General features: G+C 48.1%; 22 protein-coding genes. 5 read left to right on the forward strand and 17 right to left on the reverse strand.

The window, feature by feature from the left end; all coding sequences use genetic code 11:
• Window positions 1-12: 12 nt before the first annotated feature.
• The 6 genes from era to rpsU form a co-directional block, all read right to left on the reverse strand.
• The gene (era, locus tag ACI3E1_RS03040) at window positions 13-918 is read right to left on the reverse strand and encodes a GTPase Era (protein ID WP_405024205.1); all 906 of its coding nucleotides are present in this window, start codon (window positions 916-918) and stop codon (window positions 13-15) included.
• Between the two features lie 18 nt (window positions 919-936).
• Window positions 937-1,326 carry a diacylglycerol kinase family protein gene (locus ACI3E1_RS03045; protein ID WP_405024206.1) on the reverse strand — a complete coding sequence of 130 codons (390 nt, stop codon included), beginning with the start codon at window positions 1,324-1,326 and terminating at the stop codon, window positions 937-939.
• Window positions 1,316-1,786: an rRNA maturation RNase YbeY gene (ybeY, locus tag ACI3E1_RS03050; protein ID WP_405024207.1), complete on the reverse strand. Its 471-nt coding sequence runs from the start codon at window positions 1,784-1,786 to the stop codon at window positions 1,316-1,318. The genes ACI3E1_RS03045 and ybeY overlap by 11 nt, the downstream gene beginning before the upstream one ends.
• Entirely contained in the window at window positions 1,786-2,763 is a 978-nt protein-coding gene (locus ACI3E1_RS03055; RefSeq protein WP_405024208.1) for a PhoH family protein, read from the reverse strand. The genes ybeY and ACI3E1_RS03055 overlap by 1 nt, the downstream gene beginning before the upstream one ends.
• Window positions 2,764-2,900: 137 nt before the next feature.
• On the reverse strand, window positions 2,901-3,347 hold the full coding sequence (locus tag ACI3E1_RS03060; RefSeq protein ID WP_405024209.1) for a GatB/YqeY domain-containing protein: 447 nt from the start codon (window positions 3,345-3,347) through the stop codon (window positions 2,901-2,903).
• Window positions 3,348-3,368: 21 nt separating this feature from the next.
• Window positions 3,369-3,554, reverse strand: coding sequence for a 30S ribosomal protein S21 (gene rpsU / locus ACI3E1_RS03065; protein ID WP_283581936.1), 186 nt, complete (start codon window positions 3,552-3,554; stop codon window positions 3,369-3,371).
• A 183-nt stretch (window positions 3,555-3,737) separates the two neighbouring features.
• On the opposite strand from rpsU, the gene ACI3E1_RS03070 reads away from it, so the two are divergent.
• A complete protein-coding gene (locus tag ACI3E1_RS03070) occupies window positions 3,738-4,565 on the forward strand; it encodes a pyruvate, water dikinase regulatory protein (protein WP_405024210.1) in 828 nt (275 codons plus the stop codon).
• Between the two features lie 268 nt (window positions 4,566-4,833).
• Window positions 4,834-6,249: an amino acid permease gene (locus ACI3E1_RS03075; protein WP_405024211.1), complete on the forward strand. Its 1,416-nt coding sequence runs from the start codon at window positions 4,834-4,836 to the stop codon at window positions 6,247-6,249.
• Between the two features lie 185 nt (window positions 6,250-6,434).
• Here the strand turns inward: ACI3E1_RS03075 and ACI3E1_RS03080 are convergent, their stop codons facing one another.
• The 5 genes from ACI3E1_RS03080 to hisS all read right to left on the reverse strand — a co-directional run bounded on the left by ACI3E1_RS03080 (window position 6,435) and on the right by hisS (window position 12,649).
• On the reverse strand, window positions 6,435-7,343 hold the full coding sequence (locus ACI3E1_RS03080; RefSeq protein WP_405024212.1) for a deoxyribonuclease IV: 909 nt from the start codon (window positions 7,341-7,343) through the stop codon (window positions 6,435-6,437).
• An 11-nt stretch (window positions 7,344-7,354) separates the two neighbouring features.
• Window positions 7,355-8,527: a CDP-glycerol glycerophosphotransferase family protein gene (locus tag ACI3E1_RS03085; protein WP_405024213.1), complete on the reverse strand. Its 1,173-nt coding sequence runs from the start codon at window positions 8,525-8,527 to the stop codon at window positions 7,355-7,357.
• 11 nt (window positions 8,528-8,538) lie between these two features.
• On the reverse strand, window positions 8,539-9,411 hold the full coding sequence (locus ACI3E1_RS03090) for a YitT family protein (protein ID WP_405024214.1): 873 nt from the start codon (window positions 9,409-9,411) through the stop codon (window positions 8,539-8,541).
• Window positions 9,412-9,597: 186 nt separating this feature from the next.
• Window positions 9,598-11,361 (reverse strand): aspartate--tRNA ligase, encoded by a 1,764-nt coding sequence (aspS, locus tag ACI3E1_RS03095; protein ID WP_405024215.1) that lies wholly within the window; start codon window positions 11,359-11,361, stop codon window positions 9,598-9,600.
• Between the two features lie 10 nt (window positions 11,362-11,371).
• Window positions 11,372-12,649, reverse strand: coding sequence for a histidine--tRNA ligase (gene hisS, locus ACI3E1_RS03100; RefSeq protein WP_405024216.1), 1,278 nt, complete (start codon window positions 12,647-12,649; stop codon window positions 11,372-11,374).
• A gap of 373 nt (window positions 12,650-13,022) precedes the next feature.
• Between hisS and ACI3E1_RS03105 the strand changes: the two genes are divergently transcribed.
• Entirely contained in the window at window positions 13,023-13,880 is an 858-nt protein-coding gene (locus ACI3E1_RS03105; RefSeq protein WP_405024217.1) for an N-acetylmuramoyl-L-alanine amidase, read from the forward strand.
• A gap of 80 nt (window positions 13,881-13,960) precedes the next feature.
• Here ACI3E1_RS03105 and ACI3E1_RS03110 read toward each other — a convergent pair whose 3' ends face one another.
• From ACI3E1_RS03110 to prmA, 5 genes are read right to left on the reverse strand one after another with little or no spacing between them, the layout of a single operon-like run.
• Entirely contained in the window at window positions 13,961-14,590 is a 630-nt protein-coding gene (locus tag ACI3E1_RS03110) for an HAD-IA family hydrolase (RefSeq protein ID WP_405024218.1), read from the reverse strand.
• 14 nt (window positions 14,591-14,604) lie between these two features.
• On the reverse strand, window positions 14,605-15,051 hold the full coding sequence (dtd, locus tag ACI3E1_RS03115; RefSeq protein ID WP_405024219.1) for a D-aminoacyl-tRNA deacylase: 447 nt from the start codon (window positions 15,049-15,051) through the stop codon (window positions 14,605-14,607).
• Between the two features lie 10 nt (window positions 15,052-15,061).
• Complete coding sequence (locus ACI3E1_RS03120) at window positions 15,062-17,278, reverse strand: RelA/SpoT family protein (protein ID WP_405024220.1); 2,217 nt, start codon at window positions 17,276-17,278, stop codon at window positions 15,062-15,064.
• 40 nt (window positions 17,279-17,318) lie between these two features.
• Window positions 17,319-18,095: a 16S rRNA (uracil(1498)-N(3))-methyltransferase gene (locus ACI3E1_RS03125; RefSeq protein WP_405024221.1), complete on the reverse strand. Its 777-nt coding sequence runs from the start codon at window positions 18,093-18,095 to the stop codon at window positions 17,319-17,321.
• Window positions 18,095-18,976 (reverse strand): 50S ribosomal protein L11 methyltransferase, encoded by an 882-nt coding sequence (gene prmA / locus ACI3E1_RS03130; RefSeq protein WP_405024222.1) that lies wholly within the window; start codon window positions 18,974-18,976, stop codon window positions 18,095-18,097. The genes ACI3E1_RS03125 and prmA overlap by 1 nt, the downstream gene beginning before the upstream one ends.
• A gap of 176 nt (window positions 18,977-19,152) precedes the next feature.
• Between prmA and ACI3E1_RS03135 the strand changes: the two genes are divergently transcribed.
• Window positions 19,153-20,109, forward strand: coding sequence for a nucleoside hydrolase (locus ACI3E1_RS03135; RefSeq protein WP_405024223.1), 957 nt, complete (start codon window positions 19,153-19,155; stop codon window positions 20,107-20,109).
• 12 nt (window positions 20,110-20,121) lie between these two features.
• Entirely contained in the window at window positions 20,122-20,472 is a 351-nt protein-coding gene (locus tag ACI3E1_RS03140; RefSeq protein WP_405024224.1) for a hypothetical protein, read from the forward strand.
• A 61-nt stretch (window positions 20,473-20,533) separates the two neighbouring features.
• On the opposite strand, the gene ACI3E1_RS03145 is transcribed toward ACI3E1_RS03140, so the two are convergent.
• Entirely contained in the window at window positions 20,534-20,920 is a 387-nt protein-coding gene (locus ACI3E1_RS03145; protein WP_405024225.1) for an iron-sulfur cluster biosynthesis family protein, read from the reverse strand.
• Between the last annotated feature and the right edge of the window lie 66 nt (window positions 20,921-20,986).

Raw genomic sequence — 20,986 nt, forward strand, 5'->3', positions numbered from 1 at the left:
GCTTGTCCTCCACTATTTGTAGTCTTCGGCCCGGTAACCAAACTCCCGCAGGTCAACCTGCCGGTCCTTCCAGTTAGGCTGCACCCGCACCCATAGCTCCAGGTAAACCCGATCGCCCAGCATCCGTTCAATGTCCTTCCGGGCCCGCACACCAATCTGCTTGAGCATTTTGCCACCCTTGCCAATGATAATGCCTTTCTGGCTCTTCCGCTCCACGACAATGGTCGCCTGCACCAGGACCTTTTCGTCGTCCTTTCGCTGAACCCGGTCAGTAACCACCGCCACAGAATGCGGCACCTCTTCCCGCGTTAGCTGCAAAACCTTTTCCCGGATCAACTCGCTAATTACAAACCGTTCTGGGTGGTCAGTAATTTGGTCGGCCGGATAGTACTGGGGGCCTTCTGGTAACCGGTGAATCAGCTCATCCACCAGTTGCGGACAATTATTCCCCTCGAGGGCTGAAATTGGAAATACCCCCGTAAAATCCAGGCTATCCTGGTACGCCGCCACAATCTCTGGAAGTTGGTTAGGATGGACTTGGTCAATTTTATTCACCACCAGGTAAATTGGCTGATGGACCTGTTTAAGGCGGTTAATAATGAAATCGTCCCCGCGTCCGCGTTTCTGGGTTGCATTTACCATGAATAACACCGCGTCTACCTCATTAAGGGTGGAAAGCGCAGCATCCACCATGAAATCACCCAACCGACTATGCGGTTTATGAATTCCAGGGGTATCAATAAAGACAATCTGAGCGGCATCCGTCGTATAAATCCCCTGAATCTTATTCCGAGTAGTTTGCGCTTTGTCACTCATAATCGCAATTTTTTGTCCCACCACCCGGTTTAAAAAGGTGGATTTGCCGACGTTGGGTCGCCCCAAGATCGCAACAAATCCTGAATGAAAGTTTTCTTGCATCATTTGCTCCTTTCAGCGCTATTTCACTAACGCTAAGGCATGGGGGCCAAACACTAACACTGCTACCAGTACCGCAAACGCCGCAGCTACTAATACCGCTCCAGCCGCAACATCCTTCGCCTTCTTAGCAAGCTCATCACGCTGCAGGTGACTTGCCAAATCAGCCAAATTTTCCGTAACGGTGTTCCACAATTCACTTACTATCACTAATGTAACCGCTGCAAGCAGCCACAACCACTCCGAATATGTTACCCGGAAAAGAAAACCGCAGACAACAACGCCCACGGCAGCACAACAATGAAAGCGGAAATTTCGCTCTTCTTGGAACGCCGTGACGATCCCATCAAGGGCGTGCCGCAGCGCCTGAATAAAGTGGTGGTTCTTCCATTGATTTTGATTAGCGTTCAAGCCCAAAGTCCCCCAAAATTTTTCGCTGTAACCCAAACATTTCTTTTTCATCTTCCGGTTTCATATGATCGTACCCGTTAAGGTGCAAGAAACCATGCAGGGCCAAAAAGCCCAGTTCCCGTTCTTCAGAATGGCCCAGATAAGCGGCCTGTTCCGTTACCTTTTCCATCGAGATAAAAATATCCCCGATATTGCGGGGAAGCGCCGCCCCTTCTGGCATAATAATGACGTCGTCTTCCGGATCATCCTCAAGCGCAAAACTAATCACGTCAGTCGGCTTATCTACGCCCCGATACTTCTTATTAATCGCGTGAATCCGATTGTTGTCTACGAGTGTCACCGACATCTCCGTATTATCCGGAAGATCAATCGCCTTTCCCGCAAAGTTCAGAATATCGTTAATTAACTTAATTCGTTCCGCACTAACCTGTTTAGTTTCGTCATAAATCTCTAAGTCCACTACTGCTCCTCCTTTGCAGCCTGGGCGTACGCATTAATAATCTCAGAAACAACTGGATGCCGCACCACGTCAGCCTGATTAAACGTAACAAACCCAATGTGGGGTTGCTTCCGTAAAACACGCTGAGCATCCACCAATCCACTTTCCCGGTATCCTTGCGGCAAGTCAATCTGCGTTTCGTCCCCGTTGACAATCATCTTTGAGCCAAATCCGAGCCGGGTTAAAAACATCTTCATCTGTTGCCGTGTGGTATTCTGCGCTTCGTCCAGAATAACAAACGCATTGTCAAGCGTCCGCCCCCGCATGTAAGCCAACGGCGCAATTTCAATCACTCCGCGCTCAATCAGGCGGTCAGTATGATCAGCTCCGAAAATTGCATGAAGCGCATCGTATAGCGGTCGGAGATACGGGTCAACCTTTTCCTTGAGGTCTCCTGGCAGGAACCCCAACGATTCCCCCGCTTCAACCGCAGGCCGGGTCAAAATAAGGCGCTCAACCTCCTTACGCTTAAGAGCCGCCACCGCCATTACAACGGCCAAAAACGTTTTCCCCGTCCCCGCCGGACCAATACCAAACGTAAGGTCATTATGCTTAACGGCTTGCACGTACTGGCGTTGCCCGTAATTCTTTACCCGAATCGGGCGGCCCTTCGCATCTTTAAGGAGAATAGTCGTGTACAAATCAGGGAAATACTCTAACCGGTGATGCTCAGCCATCGTCATTGCGGAAACAATGTCCGGGCCGCCTAACCGGATTCCTTGATTAATAATCTTAATCAACGCATCGAAAATCGCCTTCACCCGTTGCACTGCTTCGACTGAACCAGTAATTTTCACGGTCTCGCCCATCGGATTAAGCGTCACCTTTTGTCCTTCCTCAATTAGGTGCAAGAACTCATCATTAATCCCAAACAACGGCCCTGCAATCTTCGGATTAACGAGCCGGTATTCCCGTTCGACAACCGCTGTATTCGTCACCCACAAAATCTCCTTTACTTCGTTATTAATTCCAGCGTAATTATAGCACATTACATAATCTTACCCGACCATTGTACTGGAGAACAAAAACCGCTATCGTAACCCTCATAGCTACGGTAGCGGCCTCAGACACTGATCTACTCATTTAATTGTTCATTAACTAGCTGATTGACCAGCTTGCCATCAGCCTGACCCTTCAGCTTCGGCATAACCGCCTTCATTACCTTCCCAAAATCGGCTTTTGAGGTGGCACCTACTTCCGTAATGGTTTGGCTGACAATCGCGCGAACCTCATCCGTGCTTAACTGTTCAGGCATATACCCCTGAACAATCTTAATCTCCTGCTTTAACTGGGTAACCGTATCATCCCGACCAGCTTCCTCATACTCCTTAATGGAGTCCTTCCGCTGCTTCAATTCCCGGGATAAAACCGCCAGTTCTTCGTCCGGTGTGAGGTCATGACCAAGGTTAATTTTTTCGTTTGCCACTGCCGCCTTTAACATCCGCACCGTTCCTAACGTTGCCTTGTCATGGCTTTTCATAGCAGCAACCATATCCTTGTTTAATGAATCAAGCAAACTCATTAAGCCAACCTCCCAGAGCGACTAGAAGCGCCGCTTATTCTTCCGCTTACGTGCAGCTTCAGACTTCTTCTTCCGCCGAACACTAGGCTTCTCATAGAATTCACGCTTACGGTATTCTTGCAGAGTACCTGTTTTTGAAACGGAACGTTTGAAGCGACGAAGAGCGTCATCAATAGATTCGTTCTTACGAACAACTGTCTTTGACATGGTGTTTCCCTCCCTCCGAGCTTAAATGTAACCGTCGTTGTACATACGACCAACTTAAACAGTCCTTTCACATTGTACCCCCGTTAATGCACGCCAGTCAATAATCTTTTCACCCCATGCTAACCGCTTTCTTTTTGGTATAATATTTACGAATAAAAGCGCTTTACTTAGAGGAGGATTTCCATGACAACCAGTAACTCAATTCCGGTATATGTAATTTCGGATTCACTTGGTGAAACCGCCAAGCACGTCGTTGATTCAGCTCTTGTTCAGTTTCCTGATAATCACTTCACGGTTGAAAAATTTCCGTTTTCCCGAACGACATCAATAATTGACGGGATCTTAAACCGAGCGAAGCGGGAAAATGCTTTTATCATCCACACCCTCGTTGATCCCCAACTGGCCCACCACGTAAATACGTTCTGTGAAGAGAACCGCCTGGATTACTTTGATACCATGTCACCCCTGATGGCAAAGCTTGAACACCGTACGGGACAGCACGCCGCCCACGGAGTCAGCATGAACCACACCACAGATAAAAACTACTTTGATCGGATTAAAGCAATCGAGTTTGCAGTCACTTATGACGACGGCAAGGATCCAAGCGGTCTTTTAAAAGCTGACATTGTCTTGTTAGGAATCTCCCGGACTTCCAAAACACCATTATCACTCTACCTGGCTAATCAGGGATACAAGGTCGCAAACCTGCCCCTCGTTCCGCAAGCTCAGATTCCTGAAGAAATTTACCGGGTTAATAAGGACAAAATTTTCGGGTTGACGAACGATCCGGACGTCTTAAACGACATTCGGCGGGAACGGATGATTGCATACGGGCTTGATCCTGAAACAACCTATTCTAATACGGATAATATTGAAAAGGAACTGCAGTATGCTAACGACCTTTACCACCAACTTGGATGCCTCGTAATTAACGTTGCACACAAATCCATTGAAGAAACCGCCACCCTTATTATGGAAAGTCTTCCAGCCAATACATCACCCTATGACTAACCATGGAAATAATGCTTTCTATTGCTAATCTCATGTAATTGAATTCTAAACAAACGAGCTAAATGAAAGCGGAAAAGCTAACGGATCACCGCAATTGTGACCCGCACAACTTATCGCTTTTACCACGCCCGTTTTTTATTGATTACATTTTACCTTCATCTGAAAATAAAATGATGATAAAATGAAAGAAATCTCATTTTATGCATTGCTTTTAAATTGCTTGTAGTAAAATGAAATTAGTTTTTTCAATGTGTGAGGAGGAAAATTTATGGCGACGGAGAAACGTAAACTCAAACGGTCCCTATCACCTGGTCAACTAGAAATGATTTCCCTTGGAGGGGCGATTGGGGTCGGCCTGTTTATGGGATCAACATCAACCATTAAGTGGACAGGACCGTCCGTTATTTTAGGATATGCTCTGGTGGGAGTAATCTTGTACATTATCATGCGAGCATTAGGAGAAATGCTATACGTCAACCCCGGAACGGGCTCTTTTGCCCAGTTTGCTACCGAATATATTCATCCATTAGCGGGGTACCTCGCTAAATGGGCTAATGTTTGTGAATACATTGTTGTTGGGATGTCCGAAGTTATTGCGGCAACCGAATACCTAAATTACTGGTGGCCACATCTTCCTGCATGGGTATCTGGGCTTGTCGTCATCGCATTTCTAACCCTTACTAACCTGTTATCGGCAAAGTCATATGGGACCCTCGAGTTCTACTTCTCCATGATTAAGGTTGTCACCATCATCCTCATGATCATTCTGGGAGCACTCATCATTGTTCTGGGCTTTGGTAATCACTGGCATCCTGTCGGTTTCAGTAACCTGTGGTCCCACGGTGGTTTCTTCACCGGCGGAATTAAGGGCTTCATTTTCTCGATGTCCATCATCGTTGGATCATACCAGGGAATTGAACTACTCGGAATTTCTGCCGGAGAAGCTAAGGACCCCAAGCACGCTGTGGTTAAGTCGGTTAAATCCGTTATCTGGCGGATTCTAATCTTCTACGTTGGGGCAATCGGCGTAATTGTCACCATTTACCCATGGAATAAACTAGGGTCAATTGGTTCTCCGTTCGTCCAAACGTTTGCTAAGATTGGCATCACGAGCGCTGCTGGAATTATTAATTTCGTGGTTCTTACTGCTGCTCTTTCCGGGGCAAACTCAGGAATTTATAGTTCCAGCCGGATGCTTTATATGCTGGCCCATGAAAACGATGCACCCAAAAAGCTCGGAAAGCTATCCAAACGCCTTGTCCCGAATAACGCCATCCTTGCTATTTCAGGCGGAATTCTCTTAGGCTTTATCCTTGACCTTGTGTCATCAGCATTCAATAAGTCCACCGCTGACTTGTTCGTGGTTGTCTTTAGTTCAAGTGTGCTACCAGGAATGATTCCGTGGCTGGTTATTCTTCTAGCCGAACTTCGGTTCCGTAAAAATAACCCCGCGATTATGACCGATCACCCGTTTAAGTTACCCCTTTACCCGTGGTCTAATTACCTAGCACTTGCCTTTATGGCCGTAATTATTATCTTCATGTTTATTAACCCGGATACGCGTGTTTCAGTTAGCGTTGGTGCCATTATCCTTATAATGCTAATCATCGTATACATCGTCCGGCACGGATTGGGAGAACGAACTGATTATGATATCAAAACAAACGAACGGAGTGGAAATTAACCCCAAATATGATAGTCCACATGGATAAGTTAACATTACCTTCTAGCATTTGTTTGGTTTAACTTGCAATCATACACAGATAACAAACAAAGAGCGGTTGTGTCAAAAAAATTCCCGAATCTTGTTTCTTCGATTCAAGATTCGGGAATTTTTAAGGCCGCAACCGCTCTTTGGCTATTAGTCGGCTACCCTTCTGTCACTTTTCCCTTCGCCGCAACCACATGAGCCTGAACATCCGGGTCATATTGATTCGTTGTTAACATTTGAATTTCAAACCCGTACGGCGCATACTTATGGTTTTTATCCGGGCCAACATAAGGTGTCTCCAAGATCTTCGGAACATCCGTTAATTGCGGATGGTGCGCAATATAATTCAACGCATCAAAACCGATTGTTCCGCAGCCAATATTTTCGTGCCGGTCCTTGTGACTTCCTTGCGGGTTCTTCGAATCATTAAGATGAATCACCTTTAACCGGTCAAGTCCAACAATATGGTCAAACTCGTTTAAAACCCCATCAAAATTGTCCTTGATAGCGTACCCCGCATCGTTCGTATGACACGTATCCAGGGTAACCGAAAGCCGGTCGTTTAAAGTTACCTTATCAATAATTGCTGCCAGTTCCTCAAAAGTCCGGCCAACTTCGGTTCCCTTTCCCGCCATTGTTTCCAGAGCAATTTGAACGTGCTGTTCCCGGGATAACACTTCGTTAAGGCCGTGTGCAATGCTAGCAATTCCCGCTTCAGCACCAGCTCCAACATGCGCTCCCGGATGAAGGGTCATTTGCGGTGCCCCTAGCGCATCCGCCCGCGTCACTTCTTTTTGTAAGAACTCAACAGCAAACGCAAACTTATGCGGATCAGCATTCCCTAGATTAACAATGTACGGCGCATGCACAACGATGTCGTGAATCCCGTGTTCCTGCATAAATTGTTTTCCAGCCGGGATGTTCATCTCCTCAAGGGGCTTGCGCCGGGTATTCTGTGGTGCGCCCGTATATACCATCATCGTGTTGGCGTGATACCACGCAGCTTCCTTGGCTGATCCCAAAAACATGTCCTTACCCCGCATTTTAACGTGTGATCCAATTAACATTACTTCTCACCTCATTTATTGACCGGAAGGTACGTATCAAGCACCCGCTTAGTTGCCTCTCCGTCATTCATTGTATTCCACTGGGCATTAAATGAAACTAAATTAGCCTGTCCGCTCCTGGACTGAAGCGCGGCGCTAACTTCCCGCGCATTCCGGCATATGGGGCCCGGAAGCCACGCTGCCATGCCAGGTTGCAGGCCAACTTGCCGCTGATATTCGGCCTCATCATACCAATAAAAGACCATCCGCCCTGCATTAGGAAGAACTGCATAATCGAAAATTACCGAAGAATAGTCAGTAATCAGACAATCCGTTACCGTGAGCAGATCCTCCGTGGTAAAGTCAGGAATCACCATCACCTGCCGGCCAAACCGCTTAATAAATGCCTGCTCAGTAGCTTGAACGTGGGGGTGTAACTTAATTATCAATCGTTGCTTGGAAGACAACCCCGCAACAATTTGCGCAAAATCATCGGGGATACTAAATACCGGTTTCCCAACCGCATCTTCCCGGTACGTTGGCGCGTACAAAAAAACCTCTTTCCCCTGAAGTTCAGGATACTGCTTGTATATCCGATTAGGCATTTGCGTACGCCATGTTTGGTTAAATAACCGGTCACTTCGCGGGTATCCTAACACGCGTCCCCGAGATTCTGGAACGTGGTAACTCCGTGCAAACACCCGGGCCATCTGGGTGGAACCAACGACATATTCATCGAACTGATCGTACACACGTTGAAAACGCCGCTTATCTGCCCGGGAACGTTGCTGCGTTCGTGGTTCTTCCCACCCAAAAGATTTAATCGCCCCGTTTGCGTGCCATACTTGAACAACCGTGGTTTGCTGATGATCGAACGGACAGTCTGCCAAAAAGGCGTAATAGTTATCACAAAACAGTAACCGCGCATTCATAATTACCCGTAGTGGCCGTCCCAAAAAACAAAGGCCATCCGTAAAGGCCTGCACCTTAATTCCATCGGCGGCTAGCTGCTGAGCCGTTGCCACACAATTAGGCTTATACAGAATCGTGATCGGTACTCCTAGTTGCCGGGCCCGTTGTGCAAGCGCGCGAATAAACTCCTGATTATTGCCAAAACTCATGACGTACGCAATCTCTTGTGGTGCCCGATTTTTAACCATTCCAGCTACCAACCGCACAAGCCATAAATAAATTACCTTCTTCATTAGGTATCCCCCTATGGTTCGGGTTCGTAAAAGTGTCCCATAATATGAACATTATCCGCAATGCTGACGAAGGCGTGTGGATCCGATTCCTCCATTGCCATTCTTAATTCTGGTTGTTCATAGCGGGAAATGACGGTAAAGAGGATGGTCTTTTCATCGTGTTTATACGCCCCTTCGGCACCGTGAACAATCGTAATTCCCCGCCGCAAGTGATTTTGAATACAGTCAATTACACTCTTAGGCTTAGTCGTTACGATCATCACCTGCATCTTTTGCTGGCGGGTGTAAACCATGTCCATCACGCGCGCGTTGACAAATAAGCCCATCGCGGAGTAAAAAGCATATGGCCAACCGTAAACTGCCCCCGCCGCAAGCACAATTAAGGCGTTAAATAACAGGTTAAACGTCCCGATACTTTTTCCGGTTAGTTTCCGGAGGGTGAGCCCTAAAATATCCAGTCCCCCCGTCGAAATCCCGTTTTTTAGTGCTAATCCGGTTCCAAAGCCATTAATTACGGCCCCAAAAATTGAACAAATGATTGGGTCGGTTGTTAACGTCACGGGTTTAAGCACCTTAATCATGACACTTGAGCAAACAACCGCAATGAACGTAAAAACGGTAAACCGGTGTCCAATTTCCTTCCAGGCTAACCCGAACAACGGAACGTTTAATACAAACAGCATTAGGGCCGCTGATAAGGGATGCTGCCAGTGTGCTGTGAGGGAGGCAACCAGCTGCGCCGCTCCTGTTACCCCTGACGAGTAAATTTTTCCGGGGGTCCAAAAAAAATTCATTGCAACTGACACTAAGATACCGTAAATAAATGCCGTCGATGCCCGTGAAATGTAAGCATGACGCTTCCAGATTTTTTGTAATTCATTCACGCTTGGGACTCCTTCATCTTTTGCTGTCGTTAGGATAACGCACAACCAGTCCCCCGGCAAGCCAACACAGTAAAATTTATTAATTTCCCCCTACCGCAGCTAACCCGTTTATTAGGCACTAGACCATTCAAAAATAACAAGGAGATCGCACCTTCTCTGGTACAACCTCCCGTAAATTATTGGGACTTATTCTTCCGTTTCAAGGTGTAACTCATCCAATTGCTTCTGAGCTACCGGTCGCGGAGCATTTGTCAACGGATCAACCGCCTTTGAATTCTTAGGGAACGCAATGACTTCCCGAATGTTATCCCGCTTAGCAAGGAGCATCGCAAACCGATCCAACCCCAGCGCCAAGCCGCCATGTGGGGGAAAACCATAATCTAAGGCATCCATAAACCAGCCAAACTGCGCCCTTGCCCTTTCTGGTGTAAAGCCTAACGCCTTAAACATCTTCTCCTGAACGTCACGCCGGTGAATCCGGATTGAGCCCCCTCCGAGTTCATAACCATTTAATACAATATCATAACTTTGCGCGTGTGCCTTATGTGGATCCGTTTCAAGCAAGGCAACATCTTCTTCATTTGGCATCGTAAATGGATGATGGGCAGCAATGTAGCGACCAAATTCCTCACTGTACTCAAATAACGGCCAGTCAACTACCCAAATAAAGGCAAATTCATCTTCATCAATCATGCCCTGTTCCTTAGCAATAGCACACCGCAGGTAACCGAGGGAATCCGCCACAACTTTTCGCTTGTCCGCTACGAATAACAGCAAATCACCCTCTGCGGCTCCCGTTGCGTCCTTAACAGCTTTTGCCACCGTATCGCCCTTAAAGAACTTAGCAATTGGCCCGCCAAAACCATCTGCCGTAACCTTCATCCAGGCTAGGCCCTTTGCCCCAAAGCGCTTAATGTACTCCTGTTTTTGCTCAATCTGTTTCCGGGAATACTTATCAGCCCCGTTGGGAACGACGATTGCCTTCACCTGACCGCCGTTTTCAAGTACGCTATCGAAAACCTTAAACCCAGCCGGTCGTACTGCTTCAGCAACGTCCTTTAACTCCATCCCAAACCGAATATCGGGTTTATCTGAACCAAACCGGTCCATGGCTTCATTCCACGTAATCCGCTGAATTGGCGTCTTGATGTCAATCCCCAGCGTTTCTTTCATTACCCGTTTAAGGAGGCCTTCAGTCATGGTTTGAATTTCTTCCGCATCCATAAACGACATTTCCATGTCAATTTGAGTAAATTCTGGCTGCCGGTCTCCCCGAAGGTCCTCATCCCGGAAACAACGGGCAATCTGATAGTACCGGTCAAATCCCGCCCCCATTAACAACTGCTTAAACAACTGTGGTGATTGCGGTAGCGCGTAAAATGACCCGGGATAAACCCGTGACGGTACTAAATAATCCCGTGCCCCTTCCGGTGTTGACTTAGTTAAGTAAGGCGTTTCTACGTTAATAAAGTCATTTTCATCTAAGTACCGGTGAACGGCCTGGGTAATCCGGTTACGAATCAATAACGCCCGTTGCATTTCCGGCCGCCGCAAATCCAAATACCGGTATTTTAACCGTAAATCGTCTGCCGCACTAATATCATCCTTAATTTCAAACGGGGTGGTCTTGGCCTTATTAAGGATAATCATCTCCTGAACATTCACCTCAACCTGCCCGGTCTTCATTTCAGGGTTGACTGCGCCGTCTCCCCGTTTAACCACGGTCCCATGCACCTCAATAACATCCTCACCGTGCAAAGACTCTGCCATCTCCCGGACATTAGCAGGCGTTTTAGGGTTAACTACCAGCTGGACAATTCCATGCCGGTCCCGTAAGTCGATAAATACCAGGTTCCCGAGGTTGCGCTTTTTTTGTACCCACCCCTTTAAGACGACCTGCTGGTCAACAAATGCCGACGTTAGATTCCCACAATACGTTGTTCTTCTCATTCTCCTACTCCTACTTCAGTAACTCATTAAAATGCTGTTCAACATCCGCCAGGGAAACCTGCCGCTCCGTTCCCGTCGCCATTTCTTTCAAATTAGCGGTCTGGTTGGCAAGTTCTTGCTGCCCAATGGTTAACGTGTAGCGGGCGTTTAACCGGCTAGCTGCTTTGAACTGCCCCTTCGGCTTTCTTGCCAGGTAGTCCCGGTCAGCACTGATTCCTTGCTTTCTAAGAGCCTGAACAATCCGTAACGTTGCCGCATTAGTCTCCGCGCCGATCCCAACCACGTACACATCTAACTGATCATCAGTAGGCAAGTTACCCTGTTCTGCTTCAAGGATTAGTAGAAGTCGTTCAACGCCAATTCCGAACCCAATTCCTGGTGTTTCCGGACCGCCAAGTTGTTCAACTAACCCATTATACCGCCCCCCTGCACACACGGTCATCCACTTACCGCCGAAGGCCTGAGCGTTACTCATAATCTCAAAAATTGTGTGGTTATAATAATCCAATCCCCGGACCATGTTCGGGTCAACTTCGTATTCGATTCCCAATTCATCAAGCAGGTTCTTTACCTGGTCAAAATGCTCCTGTGCCGCTGGTGTTAAGTAGTCAAGGATTGACGGCGCGTTCTTGACAATTTCCTGGTCGTGTTCATCCTTACTATCAAGCACCCGGAGTGGGTTTTTGTGTAACCGTTCCTTGGAGTCATCCGATAATTCCGCCTCGTACGGAGTTAGAAAGTCAATTAAAGCTTGCCGGTATGCTTGCCGGGATTCAACGTCGCCAAGCGTGTTCAGGGCAATTCTCAGTCCTTTTAACCCCAAACGGTGAAGAAAATCAACCGCCATGGCCATTACCTCAACATCTAAAGCCGGGCTATCCACCCCGAATGCTTCCACCCCAATTTGGTGAAATTCCCGGAGCCGGCCAGATTGTGGGCGCTCGTACCGAAACATCGGTCCCATATAGTAAACCTTTAGTGGCTTTTGTACTTCCGGACCATACAACTTATTTTCAACAAAGGCCCGAACGACCCCCGCCGTTCCTTCCGGCCGCAGCGTAATGTGCCGGCCACCCTTATCGTTAAAGTCGTACATTTCCTTAGTAACAATGTCGGAAGTCTCCCCTGATGTCCGGGAAAAAACCTCGTAGTTCTCAAACATCGGCGTTCGAATTTCGTGGTACCGGTACTGGTTAAATAATTTCCGGGCAACCCCTTCAACATACTGCCATGCAGCTGTTTGGGTTGGTAAAATATCTGCAGTTCCCTTCGGCTTTTGATACTTCATTTAATAACCTCCTCTAACAATGTCGGCTCCAACGGTTAATAAAATAAAAACGCCCCATCCAGTAACTGCCAGATAAGGGCGCAACGTGGCGCGGTACCACCTTATTTTTAACTTAACTGAGATAACGTATCACACGACATTGGTTTAATGTACCTCGAGGGTGTCTTCCCCAACACTAACCCCGAACCTTCCACCATTCATTCGGTCGCTACCGGTCGCTCATCGGGTACTAATCCCTGTCACTGGCTTTCATATTCAGTTTTCAGAATACTGACCGTACCCCTAAAAGTCAAGTCTTCCCCCGTTTTTAAAGCCCGTTTCTTTGTACTATAATGGCAGAGGACGACTAATTACACGGGAGTTGAACGTAATCATGCAAACAAACCACCAGCACCGGCAAATCCGGGGAGACCTCATCGTCCTCATTGCGGTGTTTTGCGTTTTAGGCGGATACCTTGCCTACCGAACAAAAACATACTTTAACCAAACAACAATTCAGCAAACGACAACCATGCGCACTGGTCCGGGGATCGAGTATCACGGTAGCATGGTTCTTCCCAAGGGGACCCGCGTGGCGGTTATCCGCTCAAAGTACGAATGGCTTAAAGTAACAACAAGTGCCAACCAACGAGGGTGGATTCCTGCGTGGAAAGTTCCAGCCAAATACCGGCCCGTAGTCCGGAGTTTAAAGGATACAACGATTGTAATTGACCCTGGCCATGGCGGATCTGATTCGGGGGCATTAGCCGTTCACGGACAAATGGAAAAAACGTATACCCTAAAGTTTGCGCAGATGGTCGCAAAAAAGCTGCGAGCAAAAGGCGCAAAGGTGTACCTCACCCGTAATAGCGACCGGTTTGTCAGCTTAAAATCCCGGCCAACCCTTGCAAAACAGGTGCACGCCAACCTCTTTATCAGCTTCCATTTTGACTCGTCACCGGACGAAAATGAAGCTTCCGGACTTACCACCTACTACTACTATCGAGGGGCATCCCTGTGTCTTGCCCAGGACATTAACCGTCAGTTGCGGCACCTCCCGATCACGGATAAAGGATCGCGCTTCGGGAATTTCTTGGTAATCCGGGATAACACCGTCCCCGCAATTTTAATTGAAGGAGGCTACATTAACACGAGTCATGATTTTCAATATATCCGTTCATACCGGTACCGTAATGTAATGACAAGTGACGTGGTCGCTGGAGTTCAGCATTTCATTAAAACGAATCACTAAATTAAAAAGGATGTGACTTCCCATCACATCCTTTTTATTGCCCTTATAAGGCGCACTTTATTGAATTAAAACATACTGGTTTAGGCCTTCTTGTCGACAAGCTCCCACATCGACTTAATCCGCTTATCCGGATTACCATCTTCATCAATAATGTTATCCGGGTCAAAAAGAATTCCCTTCATATCAGCGTTATGACCCGCCTCAACGTCTAAGGCGCGGTCCCCAATCATAACCGCATGCTCCTTATCAACAGAATACTCATTGCATAAATAGTTTAAGGATGCCGGATCTGGCTTCCGGGGAAACGACAACTTGGAGGTAACGAACCCACTAAAGAATCTCTTCAATCCATCACGTTCCAAAATCATTACGGCCTGTTCGTCCCGGTGAGTCAACAAGAAATTCCGTCCCCCGTGGTCAACAACTTGCGCGCACACTTCTGCAACCCCTGGAAACGGGTGCATTTCGCCATGGCGCTGCTCTTCATATTCCTTATATGCCGCCCGGGCGGTTGGCTCATCAAGCTCTGGATGGTTTGTTAACGCCCACTTAAATGTCCGCCCGAGTGATGTTTGCCGCATATGATGGTATACCTCGTCCTTTTTCACCTTAATGTGCTGTTCTTGCATTGCATAAATAAACGCAGCCACCATCACCGGGTATGTATTGTACAACGTTCCATCAAAATCCCAGAAGTAGGTCTCGCTCATGGTTCTCCCTCTTTCTACTTATCGTTAGTATCATAAATAACAGTAACCGGGCCGTCGTTAACCAGTTCAACCCGCATGTCAGCCCCAAATTGCCCCGTTGCAACCGGAACTCCGGTTTCCCGTAAGCAAGCAATAAACTGCTCGTAATGGCTTTGCGCCTTCCCCGCTTCTTCGGCCGCCGTAAAGCTAGGCCGATTCCCCCGACGGGTATTGGCGTACAGGGTAAATTGGGAAATCACTAAGATTGCCCCGCCAACCGCCTGAATATTCTGGTTCATTTTACCATTCGAGTCAGCAAAAATCCGCGCCCGGGTAATTTTCCGGGTACAATACTCAATCTCTGCTGGCCCGTCCCCATCAGTGAACCCGACTAATAGTACCACGCCTGTTCCAATTTTACCAATTACGGCTTCGTTAACCGTTACCTGAGCCCGCTTAACCCGCTGTAAAACAACCCGCATTTTACTCCTCCTAGTGAATGGGACGCTTAACAACATACACGTCCGGGACACGCTTAACGTTATCAATCACCCGCTGAAGATGTGCTTGATCCCGAATAGCCATGACAACTGAAATAATTACCGTCCGCTGATGATTAACGCGCCCATTAATGGACGTAATGTTTTTTACAGTGTTAGTCACGGCTTGTAACACGTCCGTTAATAATCCTGAACGATTATATCCTTGGACCTCAAGCTCGGCCTCGTACGTCCGTTCAGCCCCAGGAATCATGTTCCAATCGACCGCCACCAACCGGGCATTTTCACCCTGAGGAATATTAGGGCACCCGACGCGGTGGACTGACACTCCCCGCCCCTTGGTAATGTAACCAATAATCTTATCGCCCGGAATTGGATTACAACACCTGCTAAGGTGCATCATCATGTTATCTGCGCCTTCAAGGAGCACGGCATCGTTTGGCTTTTGCTTTTTCTTTTCGCGGTGATCATCAGTTACTGGAGCTTCACGTTGCAAAACAGCCTGTTCCCGGGCGGCATTCCGTTGCGCTTGTTGCTCCTTTCGAATCGCTTCTGTCAGCCGGTTTATCACTCCTTCAGGTTGCATCTCACCAAACCCAACCGCCGCATACATATCATCCGCCGAGTTCAGCTGCCGTTTAGCTAATACCCGTTCAATGTTAGTGGGGGTTAATACCTGCCGTGGGTCATACCCTGCATCCAACAGAGCATGATCAATGATGTCGCGCCCCTTATCAATGTTTTGCTCCCGGTCACGCCGCTTAAAGAAACGCTTAATCTTATTCCGAGCCCGACTAGTGCGAACCATATCAAGCCAGTCATTACTTGGCCCCGCTGAATTCTTAGAAGTTAAGATATCAACGATGTCCCCATTCTTCACCCGGTAGTCGAGCGGCACAATCTTCCCGTTTACCTTCGCCCCCGTTGTATGGTTCCCGATTTCCGTATGAATGGCATACGCAACATCAAGGGGGCCAGCCCCTTTTGGTAGTTCAACCACTTCTCCTTTAGGAGTAAAAATGTAAACGCGGTCACCAAAAAGGTCCCCCTTAACGCTTTCCATGAAGTCACTTGCATCAGTGGTTTCGTGTTGAAGTTCAACAATTTCCTTAAACAGATTCAACCGGTCACCCGTAGCACTCTGCTTCACCCCGGCAGTGTTACCTTCCTTGTATGCCCAGTGGGCAGCAATTCCGTACTCAGCAACCCGGTGCATCTTCTTTGTCCGGATCTGTACCTCTAACGGTTTCCCTTGCGGCCCAATTACCGTTGTGTGAAGCGATTGGTACATATTGGCTTTGGGCATTGCGATGTAGTCCTTAAACCGCCCCGGCATTGGTTTCCATTCCGAGTGAATCGCTCCCAGCACCGCGTAACAGTCCTTGATGGAATCTACCACTACCCGAACAGCTAATAAATCATAAATCTGGCTAAATTCCTTGTGTTGGTCGTGCATCTTCCGGTAAATGGAATAAATGTGCTTTGGCCGTCCGTAAATCTCACAATTCAGATGCAACCCCGCAATTACCCGGCGGATCTCCTGGATTGCCGTGTTAATGTAATGTACCCGTTCCTCGCGTTTAGCGTTCATTAAGTGAACAATCCGGTAATATTGCTGGGGGTTAAGGTACCGGAGGGAAAGGTCCTCTAGTTCCCATTTAATGGTATTAATCCCCAACCGGTCCGCTAACGGAGCGTATATTTCGAGCGTTTCATTAGCAATCCGGCGTTGCTTATCTGGGCGCAAATGGACAAGGGTGCGCATATTATGTAGCCGGTCCGCAAGTTTTACGATAATTACCCGTAAATCCTGCGCCATCGCAAGTAACAGCTTCCGATGATTCGCAGCCAATCGTTCTTCGTGTGACTTATACTGAATTTTACTCAGCTTAGTCACCCCGTCGACAATTACTTCCACGTCATGTCCAAAAAGCTCACCCACGTCGCCAAGGGTTACAGGCGTATCCTCTACTACATCGTGAAGGTATCCCGCTGCTACCGTTTCTGGATCCATGTGTAGGTTAGCTAAAATTCCCGCCACCTGAATGGGATGGATAATGTATGATTCGCCAGACTGCCGCCGCTGTTCCCGGTGAACGTACGTTGCAAAATCACACGCCCGTTGCACAAACGCAACATGATCATCATTCATATACTCCCGACACATATCAACAACGTCTTGTGCATCCCAAACTGTTTCCTGCTTCACGGTCCCATTCCTCCATCCAGAAGTATTTATTCCTATCTTACTACTTATCCTCCAAAACGCCCATCCGGGTTTCCGAAGTAAGCTCAGTAGCATACGATAATGCTGCTAACACGTATAATGGAGCAGTTTCAGCCCGTAAAATCCGGGGGCCTAACCCCACTGCGGTATAGCCAGCCCGTTGCAGGACTATTACCTCTGCAGGCGCAAGGCCTCCTTCCGGCCCAATAACCACGTTTACCGTATCCCCCGGCATAAGGGCGTGCACCTGCTGCTCCAGCCGGGTTACCTCCCCTTGCTTGGCTTCTTCTTCGTACGCCACTAGTTGAACCATATACTTCTGCGTTGTAACTGCTGCAATTCCGGAAACATACTCAACAGTCGGAATAACGAGCCGATGGGACTGTTCAGCCGCTCCCCGGGCAATTTTTTGTAACCGTTCGACTTTCCGGGCCCGCTTGCTTGACTGCCACTTGGCCACCGCATACTGACTATCACAAAAAATAAAATGCGTGGCGCCAAGTTCGGTTCCCTTCTGAACAATCCATTCTGCCTTATTCTGCTTAGGAACCCCACACGTAATTGTTACTTCCACGGGTAGCTCAACTGGCCGGGTCACTTCCCGGACAACGTGGCCGGTCACCCGTTGTGGCCCTACTTCGTCTAATTCAACAACGTAACATCGCTGGTCTGGATGAACCAGTTCAACCTGATCACCCGCCTGCATCCGCATCACGGTCGCAATGTGACGGTAAGTCTCTTCCGGAAGGTCAAAGGTCGTTGTTAGTGAAAATGATGTAGCACTAAAGTAATGTTGCATTATTCATCCTTTCCGGGCCGGCGAGCAACTAGTGCAACCCAGTCACCCCGCTGAAGCGTTTCTTCGAGTACAAAACCCGTAGCGGTCAATGCATCAACCAGCTGCTCCTTCTTCATAGCAATAATTCCCGATAATAACAGGTGCCCTGTCGGCTTCAACCACGTCCATGCCTGGGGAATAAGGGGGGTAAGGACATCCGGTAAGATATTCGCCGTGATTAAATCAACCCGATGAGTCACCCCATCTAACATATTCCCCACACTAACCGTAATGGGCGCTGCCTGAGGATTAAGCTGAAAATTCCGTTTAGCCGATTCAACCGCTTCTTCACTAATATCATTGGCCATCACCTGAGATACACCTAGCATCCGCGCGTAAATTGCTAAAATTCCCGAACCCGTCCCCACATCAATCATCTCTTCGCCCCCGCGCACAACTGCTTCAAGGGCTTGCAACGTTAGCCTAGTTGTTGGATGGGCTCCCGTCCCAAACGCCTTTCCCGGATCAAGGTAAATCAAACGTTCATCTGCTTGTTGCGGCTGATAATCCTCCCACCGGGGAACAATCGTTAGCCACCGCGTTAGGCGAAGCGGATGGTAGTACTTTTCCCACTTATCAACCCAATCAGCATCATCCCGGGAACAAACGCTTACTTTTCCCCTTCCAGGATTTAGACCATACTGTGTTAACCCCTGCACCTGCGTTTCAATCTGAGTCACTACTTCAGGCAAAGCGGTCGTAGCCGGGAAATACGTAATTAATTGATATTCCGTCCCCGCATCATCAACCTGAACACCCCCGGCACCGTTTGTCATCAAAATATTGGTGACCGCATCTGCTGCCTCAGCGGTTGTTACCACGCGGACCTCATTCCACTTCATCTCATTACCTCTTCCTTTCAGTAACTATTTTTTACCAAAAATTTGGTCATCTTGCTACCAATATAGCGTATTTTCCGGACAACGACTAGTTCCGCCCTTAAAATCCCGAAGCGCCCCCCACACGGAAGAAAAATTCTGCTACACTGGAGATAATTATTATTATGGGAGTGACCAGCATGACCAAAAAGAAAATGATTTTAGACCTTGATACGGGAATTGACGACGCCCTTGCAATTGCGTACGCGCTTACCGTCCCCGAAGCAGATTTAATTGGAATAATTGGCTCGTACGGCAACGTTCTGACTCCACAAGCAGTCCAAAACTGTTTTGATCTGCTTGACATGCTTGGCCACCCTGAAATCCCCGTCTTTATGGGACCCACCCATCCTTCAACCGCCACAACATTTAGTGTTATGCCGATTAGTCAGCGTATTCATGGAATGAACGGGGTCGGGGATGTAATCCTGCCCCACTCTGCACGCACCGCTGAACAGATGAGCGGCCGTGATTTTATCATCGAAGCCGCTCACCAGTACGGAAACGACCTCATTGTTGTTCCCACTGACCCCTTAACGACACTTGCCGCCGCAATTAAAAAAGATCCGACCATTACCCATCTCATTGGAAACGTAACGTTAATGGGCGGGGCGTTGACAATTCCAGGAAACGTAACTTCCACCACGGAGGCTAACATCAACCAGGACCCTGCGGCCGCAAATGAAGTCTTTCAAAGTCCCCTCCCACTAACAATGGTGGGACTGGACGTTACGACCCGCACTATCCTCACGAAGGAGCAGACGGCTCAGTGGCGTTCGCTGGGAACAACTGCCGGAGAGAAGTACGCTGCCATTGTCGATTACTACATCGACATTTACGCGGATATTCACCCGCACCTGAACGGGTGTGCCCTGCATGATCCCTTGGCAGTTGCCGTCGCTGTTGACCCTAGCCTCGTAACAACGCTTGCGCTTAACATGAAAGTCGAGGTTGAAGGTCCGTGTGCCGGCCGCACAATCGGGGACGAAAAACTGCTTGATCAGCCCGCCCACAGCCGGGCAGCCGTCAACGTTGACAAGGATCGATTTGAACGCCTCTTTATGACGCGGCTTACAACCCTTTTTCAAAATAACTAACGGAGGCCCTTTATGGAATTAATCGCACTACTTTTATTTGTTTTCTGGCTTTTTACAACAGCTCTGCGCTTTAACATGCTCGCTTCCCGCTCCCAGTTCACGTACACCCAAATCTTTATGGGAAACGCACGGTGGTACCAAAGTCCGCGAATGATTATTCTTATCATCGCCCTTGCGCTACTAGTATACTTTGGCACCCTTCACATAATCTATCTTGTAGGCGCAATCACTGCCGGACTCATGCTCCTTCTCTTTATTCGTAACCTACTACACCATTGGGGAAATCAGACCATCACGCTTATTAACTGTGGGGTATGCCTCGTTATTTTAGGAGGAGCTTTGGTACTACTTCACCGACTCTAAAACCCTTATAAATACTAAAGACACCGCCATAGAGGCATATCCTCCATGGCGGTGTTTTGGACTATTTTTCAATATGTGCCGGGGCAAGCTTTTTCCCCCGGACATCCTTAACCCGTAAATCAGCTGATAACAATCCAGAACGGTTACCCTTTAATTCTAAGTTACTATACCGGGGATTGACAGTCAGCGTCATATCATTATCCATGAACGCTGCACTGTATCCCTTGTAGTACCACGTTCCGTACGTTGCCGGCAATTGCTTTTGATAATCGCTCAAGTCAGTCTGGTGATTAGCAACAACTAGCGTAAACTCCTTATCAAACGAACAGGTCCCGGAGCCCTGCTTAGAAAGCCCAACGCCGTCCTCAAAATCAAGAACAAACAGTGTCCCCGGCGTATTGTACTTAGCCAGCCTCTCCTTAGCCGCAGCAGTAACAGTTAACTTCATGCCATCACCCTCCTAATTCTCTTGTCAAGTTAAGCATACCCCCGAAGCAAACCGCCGGCAAGCAGT

This window comes from Ligilactobacillus sp. LYQ139, from assembly GCF_045033025.1.
GTDB lineage: Bacteria > Bacillota > Bacilli > Lactobacillales > Lactobacillaceae > Ligilactobacillus.